This window comes from Pseudomonas sp. PF05, from assembly GCF_056521845.1.
The window spans coordinates 609,548-623,365 of the sequence record NZ_JBWLPW010000001.1 but is presented as its reverse complement, the minus strand read 5'-3'; the positions used below and the strand labels follow the sequence as shown (position 1 = coordinate 623,365).

Below are 13,818 nucleotides of genomic sequence, written 5' to 3'. Positions count from 1 at the left end.
CCCTAAGAGATAATCCGCCGATTCTACCGGGCCAGCATCGCCTTGCAAACATGAGCGATATTCATGCAAAAGCCCATCATGATCAAATCCTGTACAGGTTTGCTATCATCCCGGCCTTCGTAATGGTCTTTTTTCCAGGTAGTCCTATGTCCGATCGCAGCGCTCGCCTTTATCTTCTCCAGCAAGCCCTCAAGGAACGCATACTGATCCTCGACGGCGGCATGGGCACGATGATCCAGAGCTACAAGCTGGAAGAACAGGACTACCGTGGCAAGCGCTTCGCCGACTGGCCGAGCGACGTCAAGGGCAACAACGACTTGCTGGTGCTCAGCCGCCCCGACGTGATCGGTGCCATTGAAAAAGCCTACCTGGATGCCGGCGCCGACATCCTGGAGACCAACACCTTCAACGCCACCCAGGTGTCCCAGGCCGACTACGGCATGCAAGGCCTGGCCTACGAGCTGAACCTGGAAGGCGCGCGCCTGGCCCGCAAGGTGGCCGACGCCAAGACCCTGGAAACCCCGGACAAGCCGCGCTTCGTCGCCGGTGTGCTCGGCCCGACCAGCCGCACCTGCTCGCTGTCGCCGGACGTGAACAACCCCGGCTACCGCAACGTGACCTTCGACGAACTGGTGGAGAACTACACCGAGGCCACCAAGGGCCTGATCGAAGGCGGCGCCGACCTGATCCTGATCGAAACCATTTTCGACACACTGAACGCCAAGGCGGCGATCTTTGCCGTGCAAGGCGTCTACGAAGAACTGGGCGTCGAACTGCCGATCATGATCTCCGGCACCATCACCGACGCCTCCGGCCGCACCCTCTCGGGCCAGACCACCGAAGCCTTCTGGAACTCCGTGGCCCACGCCAAGCCGATCTCCGTGGGCTTGAACTGCGCCCTGGGCGCCAGCGAATTGCGCCCATACCTGGAGGAGCTGTCGAACAAGGCCAGCACCCACGTCTCGGCTCACCCCAACGCCGGCTTGCCCAACGAATTCGGTGAGTACGACGAACTGCCAGCCGAAACGGCCAAGGTCATCGAAGAGTTCGCCCAGAGCGGCTTCCTGAACATTGTCGGCGGCTGCTGCGGCACCACCCCGGCGCACATCGAAGCCATCGCCAAGGCCGTGGCCGGCTATGCGCCGCGGCAGATTCCAGAGATCCCACGGGCCTGCCGCCTGTCGGGCCTGGAACCGTTCACCATCGATCGCAGCTCCTTGTTCGTCAACGTCGGCGAGCGGACCAACATCACCGGCTCCGCCAAGTTCGCCCGGCTGATCCGCGAGGACAACTACACCGAAGCCCTGGAAGTGGCCCTGCAGCAGGTCGAGGCCGGCGCCCAGGTGATCGACATCAACATGGACGAGGGCATGCTCGATTCGAAGAAGGCCATGGTGACCTTCCTCAATCTGATTGCCGGCGAACCGGACATCTCCCGCGTGCCGATCATGATCGACTCCTCCAAGTGGGAAGTGATCGAAGCCGGCCTCAAGTGCATCCAGGGCAAGGGCATCGTCAACTCCATCAGCATGAAGGAAGGCGTCGAGCAGTTCATCCATCACGCCAAGCTGTGCAAGCGCTACGGCGCCGCCGTGGTGGTGATGGCCTTCGACGAAGCCGGCCAGGCCGACACCGAGGCGCGCAAGAAGGAAATCTGCAAGCGCTCCTACGACATCCTGGTCAATGAAGTCGGCTTCCCGCCGGAAGACATCATCTTCGACCCGAACATCTTCGCCGTCGCCACCGGTATCGAAGAGCACAACAACTATGCCGTGGACTTCATCCACGCCTGTGCCTACATCCGTGACGAACTGCCCTACGCGCTGACCTCGGGCGGGGTGTCCAACGTGTCCTTCTCGTTCCGCGGCAACAACCCGGTGCGCGAGGCGATCCACTCGGTGTTCCTGCTCTATGCGATCCGCGCGGGCCTGACCATGGGCATCGTCAACGCCGGCCAACTGGAGATCTACGACCAGATCCCGGTGGAACTGCGCGACGCGGTGGAAGACGTGATCCTCAACCGCACCCCCGAAGGCACCGACGCCCTGCTCGCCATCGCCGACAAGTACAAGGGCGACGGCAGCGTCAAGGAAGCGGAAACCGAGGAATGGCGCGGCTGGGAAGTGAACAAGCGCCTGGAACATGCGCTGGTCAAGGGCATCACCACGCACATTGTGGAAGACACTGAAGAATCGCGACAGTCGTTCGCCCGGCCGATCGAGGTCATCGAAGGCCCGCTGATGGCCGGCATGAACATCGTCGGCGACCTGTTTGGCGCCGGCAAGATGTTCCTGCCCCAGGTGGTCAAGTCCGCCCGCGTGATGAAGCAGGCCGTGGCCCACCTGATCCCGTTCATCGAGGCGGAAAAAGGCGACAAGCCGGAGGCCAAGGGCAAGATCCTGATGGCCACGGTCAAGGGCGACGTGCATGACATCGGCAAGAACATCGTCGGTGTGGTGCTCGGTTGCAACGGCTATGACATCGTCGACCTGGGCGTGATGGTGCCGGCGGAGAAGATCCTGCAGGTGGCCAAGGAGCAGAAGTGCGACATCATCGGCCTGTCCGGCCTGATCACCCCGTCCCTGGATGAGATGGTGCATGTGGCGCGGGAGATGCAGCGCCAGGACTTCCACCTGCCGCTGATGATTGGGGGTGCCACCACCTCCAAGGCCCACACGGCAGTGAAGATCGAACCCAAGTACAGCAACGACGCGGTGATCTACGTCACCGACGCCTCCCGCGCCGTGGGCGTGGCGACCCAGTTGCTGTCCAAGGAGCTCAAGCCGGCTTTCGTCGAGAAAACCCGCCTGGACTACATCGACGTACGCGAGCGTACTTCCAACCGCAGCGCCCGCACCGAACGCCTGAGCTACCCCGCCGCCGTGGCCAAGAAGCCACAGTTCGACTGGAGCAGCTACCAGCCGGTCAAGCCGACCTTCACGGGCGCCAAGGTGCTGGACAACATCGACCTGAACGTCCTGGCCGAATACATCGACTGGACACCGTTCTTCATTTCCTGGGACCTGGCCGGCAAATACCCGCGCATCCTCACCGACGAAGTGGTCGGCGAAGCGGCCACTGCGCTGTACGCCGATGCCCGGGCGATGCTGCGCAAGCTGATCGACGAGAAACTCATCAGCGCCCGCGCCGTGTTCGGCTTCTGGCCGGCCAACCAGGTGCATGACGATGACCTGGAAGTTTACGGCGACGATGGCAAGCCACTGGCGCGCCTGCATCACCTGCGCCAGCAGATCATCAAGACCGATGGTAAGCCGAACTTCTCCCTGGCCGACTTCGTCGCGCCCAAAGACAGCGGCGTGACCGACTATGTCGGCGGTTTCATTACCACCGCCGGCATCGGCGCCGAAGAAGTCGCCAAGGCCTACCAAGAGGCTGGCGACGACTACAACTCGATCATGGTCAAGGCCCTGGCCGACCGCTTGGCCGAAGCCTGTGCCGAGTGGCTGCACCAGCAGGTGCGCAAGGAATATTGGGGCTACGCCAAGGACGAAAGCCTGGACAACGACGCCCTGATCAAGGAGCAATACACCGGCATCCGCCCTGCCCCCGGCTATCCGGCCTGCCCGGACCACACCGAGAAAGCCACCCTGTTCCGCCTGCTCGATCCCGAGGCCAGCGAACTGAAGGCCGGGCGCAGCGGTGTGTTCCTCACCGAACACTACGCCATGTTCCCGGCAGCGGCGGTCAGCGGCTGGTATTTCGCCCATCCCCAGGCGCAATACTTCGCCGTAGGCAAGATCGACAAGGACCAGGTCCAGAGCTACACCGCTCGCAAGGGCCAGGACTTGAGCGTGACGGAGCGCTGGCTGTCGCCAAACCTGGGTTACGACAACTAAGTTCGCAGCAATTGACTATGCTCTCCACATACGACCTTGTGTATGGAGAGCATCATGGATGAACCCAACGAAAATAAGGCGCCCACCCTCTGGCAAATGCTGCACAGCGTGGGAGCGGCGGCGTTTGGCGTGCAAAGCGGAAAAAACCGCGCCCGTGACTTCACCCATGGCAAGCCGAGCCACTTCATCATCCTCGGCATCCTGTTTACGGTGATTTTCGGGTTGGCGTTGTATGGGATCGTCAATCTGGTGTTGTACTTTGCGGGCGTATAGAACGGATCTGCAAAATATGGCCCCAGGTCCTTGCGAACCGAAACAGTCATATTGCCCGTCTCGCCAGCCTCGATCCGAGCTGCTCTAGCGCCGCCCCAGTGCATCGAGCGAAAAAACATAGCGCTCGCCATCCGGGTGGGACACCAGGCTGAAGCGCTTGAAGTCCAGGCGATAGTCCTTGGCGGGATTCATGTTCAACCACGCGCGGGCGCGGGCCGGATCGAGCGACTGCATCAGGTCGACCTGCTGGTTGTAGCCGCCATGACGCGCGAGGTCGACGCCCCGGGCGTGATCATGCAGCAGCACCATGGCCCACCCTCCCAAGCTGAAGTGCCCGGTGAACAGCACGCTCAAGCGCCCGTCGATACGGGCCTGCAGCGCCGGCCTGGAGCTGTTCATGGCGCTGAACAACACATCCTTGCCCGGCTGGCGACCCGCCTGCTCGAACGCCTGCATGGCGCCCAGGGCCATTTCATCGTTGGCCGACCAGACCAGCGCGGTCTGCGGATAGCGCTTGACCAACTGGCTCGCCTGCTCATAAGCCCTTTCGCGACTCCACTCGCCATAGACCAACTGGCGCAGATGCACTTGCGGGTGCTCGGCCAACGCCCGGAGCAGGCCTTTCTCACGCAGTTGCGCCGAAGGGGTGAGTTTCTTCCCGGAAAAGGCCAGCAGATCGAGCGTCTGCCCAGGCGCCAGCGGTCCGTATTGGCGCAACAGTTCCTTGAGCATCAGGTAACCGCTGCGCTCATCATCGGGTATCAGGCTGCCGAGCAATTCGGGAGGTGGAGTACCGTCCTGTGTCAGCAGGCGAGTCTGATCGCCGGTCAATGTGTTGTTCACCAGGAACAGCTTGACCCCACTGCCCTGCGCCAACTGCAGGATCCGCGGGGCGACATACTGCTCGTTGACCAACACCAGATAGTCCGGACGGTCTTTGGCCATGATGGCCTCGCGCGCCTGGCGAATCATCAGTTGGGGATCGCGCTCGGCATACTCCACGCGCAGCCGCAAACCCAGTCCGCTTGCCGCCGCTTGCATGAACTCGGTATAGGTGACCCAGAAGGTCTCGGTGGAGTACCCCGGGTTCAGGAACACCACGCTAGGCGCAGCCGAACTGGCAGCCAGAGCATCGGACGAAGATGAAACCACATGGGCGGCCTGGGCTTGCACCCAGAATAACAGGCATAAAAGCCCCAGTAGCCTGCAGATAAACTTCGACATCCCGCCCCGCCCCAAATAATACGCCACCCAGTATAACGACCCGGGTGGCGAACGGGCACATCGGCACGAGACCTTCATGTAGCCTGCAACGGCTCGAACTTATTGATGGCTGACCCAGAACACTGCGGTGCCCACCACCAGGATGATCAGGAACAAAATGGCCCAGGCATCAACAGAACTGTCGCTTTTCCTTGCTTTGGTCGGATTGCTCATTGCATCGCCTCTTGTCGGTTTTTTAGGTGATTGCATAGGGACTCGACCACAGTTAAGACGATGATTGCCCGCACGACAAATGTGGGTTAGCCAATAATCAATCTCATTAGTCGATTTGGTTCTTTACATATACTCAAACATCACTTTTGCGCATAACTCAAAACAGGTATCTTGCACCGGCTCCTCTAGGAGCGCGCGGCCGTGCGCGCAGAATTGCCGAGGCAGAACCCGATTCCAGCGAGCCAACATGCAGCTGTTTCTGATCGGCCCAAGCCTGAGACCGAGACTTATATGTACGTATACGACGAGTACGATCAGCGGATCATCGAGGACCGCGTCAAGCAGTTCCGTGATCAGACCCGACGCTATCTGGCAGGCGAGCTGAGCGAAGAAGAATTCCGCCCTCTGCGCTTGCAGAATGGCCTGTATATCCAGCGCTTCGCCCCGATGCTGCGCGTGGCTGTGCCTTATGGCCAACTGACCTCGCGCCAGGTGCGCAAGCTTGCGCAAATTGCCCGCGACTACGACAAGGGCTACGCCCACATCAGTACCCGGCAGAACGTCCAGTACAACTGGCCGGCCCTGGAAGATGTACCCCAGATCCTGGCCGAGCTGGCCACCGTACAGATGCACGCGATCCAGACCAGCGGCAACTGCCTGCGCAACGTCACCACCGACCAGTTCGCCGGTGTCGCGGCCGACGAGTTGATCGACCCGCGCCCGTGGTGCGAGATTGTCCGCCAGTGGACGACCTTTCACCCGGAATTCGCCTACCTGCCGCGCAAATTCAAGATCGCCATCAACGGCTCGACCTCGGACCGAGCGGCCATCGAAGTCCACGATATCGGCCTGGAGACGGTCTACAACGCGGCCGGCGAGCTGGGCTTCCGTGTGCTGGTGGGCGGTGGCCTGGGACGTACGCCGGTGGTCGGCGCGTTCATCAACGAGTTCCTGCCATGGCAGGACCTGCTGAGCTATCTCGACGCAATCTTGCGGGTGTACAACCGCTATGGCCGTCGCGACAACAAATACAAGGCGCGGATCAAGATCCTGGTCAAGGCCCTGACGCCTGAAGTGTTCGCCGAGAAGGTCGAAGCCGAGATGGCTCACCTGCGTGGCGGCCAGACCACCCTGACCGAAGCCGAAGTGCATCGCGTCGCCAAGCACTTCGTCGACCCGGCTTATAAGGCCCTGGACAACCAGGACGCCGAACTGGCCGCCCTCGACAAAGAACACCCAGGCTTCGCCCGCTGGCGCACCCGCAATACCCTGGCCCACAAGAAGCCGGGTTATGTCGCGGTGACCCTGTCCTTGAAGCCGACCGGCGTCGCGCCAGGCGACATCACCGACAAGCAACTGGACGCCGTGGCCGACCTGGCCGAGCGCTACAGCTTCGGCCAGCTGCGTACCTCCCACGAGCAGAACATCATCCTGGCAGACGTTGAACAGAGCCAGTTGTTCACCCTGTGGGGCGAGCTGCGCGAGCAAGGTTTCGCCACTCCGAACATCGGCCTGCTGACCGACATGATCTGCTGCCCAGGCGGCGATTTCTGCTCGCTGGCCAACGCCAAGTCGATCCCTATCGCCGAATCGATCCAGCGTCGTTTCGACGACCTGGACTACCTGTTCGACATCGGCGAGCTGGACCTGAACATTTCCGGCTGCATGAACGCCTGTGGTCACCACCACGTCGGCCACATCGGCATCCTGGGCGTGGACAAGAAAGGCGAAGAGTTCTACCAGGTCTCCCTGGGCGGCAGCGGTAGCCGCGACGCCAGCCTGGGCAAGATCCTCGGCCCATCGTTTGCCCAGGACGACATGCCTGACGTGATCGAGAAGCTGATCGACGTGTACATCGAACAACGTACCGAAGACGAGCGCTTCATCGACACTTACCAACGTATTGGCATCGACCTCTTCAAGGAACGCGTCTATGCAGCGAATCATTAAGAACAACGAGGTCATCGACGAAACCTGGCACCTGCTGCCCAAGGACGCGACCCTCGATGGCATCTCCAACTGTGACGACCTGATCGTGCCCCTGGCCCTGTGGCGCGATCATGCCCACGCCCTCAAGGCTCGTGACGGCGGCCTGGGCGTATGGCTGGACGCCGACGAGGAAGCCGAGGAAATCGGCGAGGACGCCAACCAGTTGCAGGTCATCGCCTTGAACTTCCCGGCCTTCACCGACGGGCGCAGCTACTCCAACGCCCGCCTGCTGCGTGACCGTTATGGTTTCAAGGGTGAACTGCGGGCGATTGGCGACGTACTGCGCGACCAGTTGTTCTACATGCGCCGCTGCGGCTTCGACGCCTTTGCCTTGCGTGCCGACAAAGACCCCTACGAAGCCCTCGAAAGCCTCAAGGACTTCTCGGTGACCTACCAGGCTGCCACTGACGAGCCGCTGCCGCTGTTCCGTCGTCGCTGAAACCGCCCCATGAAAAAGCCCTGAGCCGGGTGTACCGGTTCAGGGCTTTTTTGTGGCTGAGTGATCGATGCCCAGTCCACCTCGGAACCACTGTGGGAGCGGGCTTGCTCGCGAAGGCGGTGTGTCTGAACAGAGGATGCTGGATGTGCCGCCGCTATCGCGAGCAGGCTCGCTCTCACAGGGTTTAGTGGCGAATACCCATCCCCGAATTACCAGAACCGCTGCTGGGTCAGCCGACTCCACCAATTGAGCAGCACGCGATCCACCGAACCGCTGGCCGCCATGCCGATACGTTCCTGCAGGCTTTTACGTTCGGCGTAGTGCAGGTGGTACAACTCGGCACCCTTGGCCCGTTCGGCCAGGTACTCATCGCTGGTTTTCAACTCGTCCACCAAGCCCTTGCCCTGCGCCGCGACACCCAACCAGACTTCACCGGTTGCCACTTCATCAATGGCCAGTTGCGGGCGGTAGTTGGACACGAAGTTCTTGAACAGCTCATGGGTGATGTCCAGGTCTTCCTGGAATTTCTCCCGGCCCTTCTCGGTATTTTCGCCGAACACCGTCAACGTGCGTTTGTATTCGCCGGCCGTCAGCACTTCGAAATCGATGTCGTGCTTCTTCAGCAGCCGGTTGACGTTGGGCAACTGCGCGACGACGCCGATGGAACCCAGGATCGCGAAGGGAGCGCTGATGATCTTCTCACCGATGCACGCCATCATGTAGCCGCCGCTGGCCGCGACCTTGTCGATGCAGACCGTCAACGGCACGCCGGCCTGACGGATCCGCGCCAACTGCGACGAAGCCAGGCCGTAGCTGTGGACCATGCCGCCGCCACTTTCCAGGCGCAGCACCACTTCATCCTTCGGCGTCGCCAGGGTCAGCAGCGCAGTGATTTCATGACGCAGGCTCTCGGTGGCCGAGGCCTTGATGTCGCCGTCGAAATCCAGCACGAACACCCGGGGCTTGGCCGCCGGCTTGTCCTTGTTTTTCTTTCCGGCCTTTTCAGCCTTGCCCTCGGCCTTGCGCAGGGCCTTGAGCTGATCCTTGTCCAGCAGCGTCTGTTCCAGGCGCTCACGCAGCCCTTTGTAGAAATCGTTGAGTTTGCTCACCTGCAACTGGCCGGTCGACTTGCGTCGCCCCTTGCTGCGCAGCGCCGCAAAACTGGCCAGCACCACCAGGATGGCGATCACCAACGTCACGGTCTTGGCCAGGAAACCGGCGTACTCGATGAAAAACTCCACAGCAACTCCTTAAATGCAATGCGCCACTGAACGCAGGCGCGTAACGGCCCCAGCATACCCATGCGCCTGCGTCGCGACCAGCCATGAAACCGCTGGTTACCTAAACGCGAGCGAGACAGGGCAAGGCTGCAACGGGCATTTCAAACAAGCGTATGTTTTTTCATTGACAGCTCACCGCCATCCCCATAACCTCGCCAAACCTTCAACGTACCGGGATGACGCGGACGTGGGCAGTATCTATCTGATTCGACATGGCCAGGCCTCCTTTGGTGCGGACGACTACGATGTCCTTTCGCCCAATGGCGTGCGCCAGGCGCAAGTGCTCGGCGGCCACCTGGCGCAGCTCGGTGTCGTATTCGATCGCTGCCTCTCGGGTGACCTGCGTCGCCAACAGGATACCGCCATCGGCGCGCTGGGCCAGATGACCGCCGCCGGGTTACCGGTTCCCGGGCTGGAAATCGACGCCGCGTTCAACGAGTTCGATGCCGACGCGGTCATTCGCGCCCTGCTGCCGGACATGCTCCCCCAGGAACCCGAGGCGCTGCATATCCTGCGCAACGCTGCGCAGAACCGCGCCGAATTCCAGCGCATCTTCGCACTGATCATCGAGCGCTGGCTCAGCGGTCGATATGACCCGCCGGGCCTGGAAAGCTGGCAGGGTTTCGTCGAACGGGTCCAGGCGGGCCTGCAGCGCATCCTGGAGCAAGCCGACAACACCCATAAGATCGCCGTGTTCACCTCCGGCGGCACCATCACCGCCCTGCTTCACCTGATCACCCAGATACCGGCCCCACAGGCCTTCGAACTGAACTGGCAAATCGTCAACACCTCGCTCAACCACCTGAAATTCAGGGGCCGCGAGGTGGCCCTGGCTTCCTTCAACAGCCATGCCCACCTGCAACTGCTGAAGGCCCCGGACCTCATCACCTTTCGCTGAGTCCGGATTACTGTAGACCCTTGCTGTACCACCCAAATAAGGATCGAAACCATGACCTCCGTAGCCGACGTCGTACAAGCCATGAAAGCCAAGTTCAACCCAGCCGCCGCTGCCGGCCTGGACCTGGTATTCGGTTTCCGCATCGACGATACCAAGAACTTCTCGCTGGTCGTCAAGGACAGCACCTGCGAACTGCAGGAAGGTGAAAACCCGGACGCCCAGGTGACCCTGGTGATGGACGGCGAAACCCTGCAAGGCATCGTCGACGGCAGCACCGACGGCATGCAAGCGTTCATGGGCGGCAAGCTGCGCGCCGAAGGCGACATGATGCTGGCCATGAAACTGTCCGAGCTGTTCCCAGCCTGAGATTGAGTTCGCCTTCTTCGCGAACCTTTTGATTGCAAACGAATCCCGCCCCCGTGGCGGGATTCGTGTTTTTACCCCCCCCTGATTCTGCGTTGCACTCACAACCTTGACCCCTGTCAGTTCCCGCTCATCCTCCAACCGCTAACGTAGCGCTTCCATCAAGCCAGGGACGGCTCATCGGGAGCCGGCGCCTGCTCATCTCACGGAAGAGACTCATGCCCACACTGAAAATCATTTTGCTGTCGAGCGCCTTCAACGGCCTGACCCAACGCGTCTGGCTGGACCTGCGCGAGGCCGGCTATCGCCCCAGCGTCGTGCTGTTCACCGATCCGGACTCGGTCTGCCGGCAAATCGAAGAAAGCGGCGCCCACCTGGTGATCTGCCCGTTTCTCAAGGACCGCGTACCTGAGCAGTTATGGCGCAACCCGCGGCGCCCGGTGGTGATCATTCATCCCGCAATTGTCGGCGACCGCGGTGCCAGCGCCCTGGACTGGGCGATCACTCGGCAGTCCGAACGCTGGGGCGTCACGGCATTGCAGGCGGTAGAGGAAATGGACGCCGGGCCAGTCTGGGCCACTTGCGAATTCGACCTGCCCCAAGGCCTGCGCAAATCCGAGCTGTATAACGGCCCGGTCAGCGATGCGGCCATTCGTTGCATCCGCGAGGTCGTGGAAAAATACCTCGACGGTTTCATCCCGGTGCCACTGGACTATGGCCGTCATGACGTGGTCGGACGCCTGCAACCGAACATGACCCAGGCCCATCGCACCTTCAGCTGGCACGACAGCACCGGCTTCATCAAACGCTGCATCGATGCCGCCGACGGTCAACCCGGAGTGCTGGCAAGCCTGGCCGGCGAGCAGTTTTACCTGTACGACGCCCATCCGGACGTTCGTCACGGCCTGCCCGGCGAACTGCTGGCGGTGCGTGACGATGCGGTGCTGGTGGCGACAGGGGATGCAAGCCTGTGGATCGGCGCCCTGCGCCGCAAGCCGCAGCCCGGCGAACAGACCTTCAAGCGTCCGGCGCGCCATGTACTGTCGAACCGCCTCGAAGGCGTCCCGGTGCTCGACGGTTCCCTGGCCCGCCAGCCGTTCAGCGATGAGCCTTACCAGCCCATTCGCTACCGCGAGTGCGGCCATGTGGGGGAGTTGACGTTCGAGTTCTATAACGGGGCGATGAGCACTGAGCAATGCCAACGCCTGGTGGCGGCATTGCGCTGGGCCAAGTCCCGGGACACCCAGGTGCTGTTGATCCGCGGCGGGCGCGGCAGTTTTTCCAACGGCGTGCACCTGAATGTTATCCAGGCCGCCACCGAACCCGGGCTGGAGGCCTGGGCCAACATACAGGCCATCGATGACGTTTGCCTTGAGTTGTTCAACGCACGGCAACTGGTGGTCAGCGGCCTGACGGGTAACGCCGGGGCCGGCGGTGTGATGTTGGCCCTGGCAGCCGATATCGTCCTGGCGCGCCGTGACATCGTGCTCAACCCGCACTACGCGACCATGGGCCTGTACGGTTCTGAATACTGGACCTACAGCCTGCCCCGCGCGGTTGGCCCGGACATGGCCTGGAAACTCACCCAGGACTGCCTGCCGATCAGCGCCCTCCAGGCGTTGCGCTATGGCATGGTCCAGGAGATCGGACCGCGCTGCCCCGACGAGTTCGGCCTGTGGCTGCTGCAACGGGCCAACGGTGCGCTGCTCGATCCGACCTATGAAAGCATCCGGGCTCGCAAGGCCGAACGGAGCCTCTCAGCGATTCAGGCGTGCCGCGATGGTGAGCTCGCACAGATGCGACATGACATGGTGGACAATCGCCATGGCTTCGCCGACAAGTGCCGTGGTTTCGTCTTCAAGCACAAGGCCTGCCGCACGCCAGAACGCCTGGTCGCCCCTTGGGCGCGAACAGCACAGGCCCAAGCCGTCCAATAATGCGCGGTATCGGGGAGGCGCGGCAGCTCTTACAATGCCCGCTTCCCCCGCATCGGCCTGAACATGGACATCGACCTCGCCCGCACCTTCCTGGAAATCGTCCGCCACGGCAGCCTCGCTGCGGCCGCCGAAAAGCTGCACGTGACCCAGACGGCGATCACCGCCCGGGTCCAGAAGCTCGAAAGCCAGCTCGGCTGCGCGCTGTTCGTACGCAACCGTGCCGGCGCGCGCTTGACCAGCGACGGCGAGGCGTTCGTGGTCTACGCCAACCAGCTCGTGCAGACCTGGGAAGCGGCCCGCCGGGACCTGCCACTGCCCGAGGGCTATCGCAACGTCTTGCACCTGGGGGGCGAGGTCAGCCTGTGCAATCCCTTGATGCTCGCCTGGGCCGGCGAGCTGCGCCAGAAAATTCCCGGTCATGCCCTGCGCATGGACATCCGCGACGGCGAGAAACTGCTGCAACAGCTGGAGCTGGGTCTGCTGGACGCGGCGGTGGTGTATCAACCCGAATACTGGCCGCGCCTGCAGGTAGAACAACTGCTGGAAGAAAAACTCATCCTGGTGCGCCTGACCACTCGTCCCGAGCCCTACGTGTACATCGACTGGAGTGCTGATTTCCGTCGCCAACACGACACCGCGCTACCGGACAAGGCCAAGGCCGCCGTGGCCTTCAACCTCGGCCCGCTGGCCCTGCAGTACATCCTGGAAAATGGCGGCAGCGGCTACTTCCGCACCCGGGTCGTGCAGAGCTACCTGGACAGCGGCATCCTGGAACGGGTGCCCAAGGCACCGGAGTTCAACTACCCCACCTATCTGGTCTACTCCCGCGATCGGGATTCAGCGGCGTTGCAGCAAGCGTTCGAGGTATTGCGAGAAATCGTCAAGACCGGCAGCGACTGGTCGCAGCGCTGGGACCCACTGACCTGACAATCGGTGAGGCAAGACTTGCCTGGAATGAGGACCTGTCGTGGCGAGGGAGCTTGCTCCCGCTAGGTTGTGGTAGGAGCTGCCGAAGGCTGCGATCTTTTGATCTTTCGCTTGAGGTTCAAGTGTTCGGGCAAAGATCGCAGCCTCGTTGCACTCGACAGCTCCTACATAGCTCTTACAGGCGAAGCCCAGCGGGAGCAAGCTCTCATGGAACAAATTGCAACGCCATGTTTTTAAAGTGCTTTTCAAAAAGCTGCAATGCGACTCAGTTGGACCGCTATTCCCGTGTGGCGAGGGGATTTATCCCCGCTGGGCTGCGCAGCAGCCCCAAAAGCAACGACCTCGATCTTACTGGCACACCGAGTTGTCTGGTTGGGGGCTGCTGCGCAGCCCAGCGGGGATAAATCCCCTCGCCACA

At 61.8% G+C, this 13,818-nt stretch carries 10 protein-coding genes; 8 read left to right on the top strand and 2 right to left on the bottom strand.

All coding sequences use genetic code 11. The features are described 5' to 3' along the window. The first annotated feature begins 146 nt into the window (after positions 1–146). Positions 147–3,857 (top strand): methionine synthase, encoded by a 3,711-nt coding sequence (metH, locus tag AC09SL_RS02750; RefSeq protein WP_058543989.1) that lies wholly within the window; start codon positions 147–149, stop codon positions 3,855–3,857. A gap of 54 nt (positions 3,858–3,911) precedes the next feature. Next, positions 3,912–4,130 (top strand): DUF2970 domain-containing protein, encoded by a 219-nt coding sequence (locus AC09SL_RS02745; RefSeq protein WP_058543990.1) that lies wholly within the window; start codon positions 3,912–3,914, stop codon positions 4,128–4,130. An 84-nt stretch (positions 4,131–4,214) separates the two neighbouring features. Here the strand turns inward: AC09SL_RS02745 and AC09SL_RS02740 are convergent, their stop codons facing one another. After that, positions 4,215–5,354: an ABC transporter substrate-binding protein gene (locus AC09SL_RS02740; RefSeq protein ID WP_081264376.1), complete on the bottom strand. Its 1,140-nt coding sequence runs from the start codon at positions 5,352–5,354 to the stop codon at positions 4,215–4,217. A 504-nt stretch (positions 5,355–5,858) separates the two neighbouring features. Between AC09SL_RS02740 and AC09SL_RS02735 the strand changes: the two genes are divergently transcribed. Together AC09SL_RS02735 and AC09SL_RS02730 are read left to right on the top strand one after the other, a co-directional pair. After that, positions 5,859–7,517, top strand: a complete 1,659-nt coding sequence (locus AC09SL_RS02735; protein WP_058543992.1) for a nitrite/sulfite reductase — start codon at positions 5,859–5,861, stop codon at positions 7,515–7,517. After that, a complete protein-coding gene (locus AC09SL_RS02730; protein WP_058543993.1) occupies positions 7,501–7,995 on the top strand; it encodes a DUF934 domain-containing protein in 495 nt (164 codons plus the stop codon). The genes AC09SL_RS02735 and AC09SL_RS02730 overlap by 17 nt, the downstream gene beginning before the upstream one ends. A 209-nt stretch (positions 7,996–8,204) precedes the next feature. Here the strand turns inward: AC09SL_RS02730 and sohB are convergent, their stop codons facing one another. Next, the gene (gene sohB, locus AC09SL_RS02725; protein WP_058543994.1) at positions 8,205–9,236 is read right to left on the bottom strand and encodes a protease SohB; all 1,032 of its coding nucleotides are present in this window, start codon (positions 9,234–9,236) and stop codon (positions 8,205–8,207) included. A 226-nt stretch (positions 9,237–9,462) separates the two neighbouring features. On the opposite strand from sohB, the gene AC09SL_RS02720 reads away from it, so the two are divergent. From AC09SL_RS02720 to AC09SL_RS02705, 4 genes are all read left to right on the top strand, one after another. Beyond that, positions 9,463–10,173, top strand: coding sequence for a histidine phosphatase family protein (locus AC09SL_RS02720; protein ID WP_058543995.1), 711 nt, complete (start codon positions 9,463–9,465; stop codon positions 10,171–10,173). 51 nt (positions 10,174–10,224) lie between these two features. Further along, positions 10,225–10,539, top strand: a complete 315-nt coding sequence (locus AC09SL_RS02715) for an SCP2 sterol-binding domain-containing protein (protein WP_058543996.1) — start codon at positions 10,225–10,227, stop codon at positions 10,537–10,539. Between the two features lie 215 nt (positions 10,540–10,754). Further along, positions 10,755–12,473: a hydrogenase maturation protein gene (locus AC09SL_RS02710; RefSeq protein ID WP_058543997.1), complete on the top strand. Its 1,719-nt coding sequence runs from the start codon at positions 10,755–10,757 to the stop codon at positions 12,471–12,473. A 63-nt stretch (positions 12,474–12,536) separates the two neighbouring features. Beyond that, positions 12,537–13,400, top strand: coding sequence for a LysR family transcriptional regulator (locus AC09SL_RS02705; protein WP_058543998.1), 864 nt, complete (start codon positions 12,537–12,539; stop codon positions 13,398–13,400). Positions 13,401–13,818: the final 418 nt, after the last annotated feature.

Bases quoted from the DNA above. Each gene is read 5' to 3' on its own strand.
- AC09SL_RS02705 (WP_058543998.1), top strand. From the start codon at position 12,537: ATGGACATCGACCTCGCCCGCACCTTCCTGGAAATCGTCCGCCACGGC.
- AC09SL_RS02745 (WP_058543990.1), top strand. From the start codon at position 3,912: ATGGATGAACCCAACGAAAATAAGGCGCCCACCCTCTGGCAAATGCTG.
- AC09SL_RS02710 (WP_058543997.1), top strand. From the start codon at position 10,755: ATGCCCACACTGAAAATCATTTTGCTGTCGAGCGCCTTCAACGGCCTG.
- AC09SL_RS02740 (WP_081264376.1), bottom strand. From the start codon at position 5,354: ATGTCGAAGTTTATCTGCAGGCTACTGGGGCTTTTATGCCTGTTATTC.
- AC09SL_RS02735 (WP_058543992.1), top strand. From the start codon at position 5,859: ATGTACGTATACGACGAGTACGATCAGCGGATCATCGAGGACCGCGTC.
- AC09SL_RS02715 (WP_058543996.1), top strand. From the start codon at position 10,225: ATGACCTCCGTAGCCGACGTCGTACAAGCCATGAAAGCCAAGTTCAAC.
- metH (WP_058543989.1), top strand. From the start codon at position 147: ATGTCCGATCGCAGCGCTCGCCTTTATCTTCTCCAGCAAGCCCTCAAG.
- AC09SL_RS02730 (WP_058543993.1), top strand. From the start codon at position 7,501: ATGCAGCGAATCATTAAGAACAACGAGGTCATCGACGAAACCTGGCAC.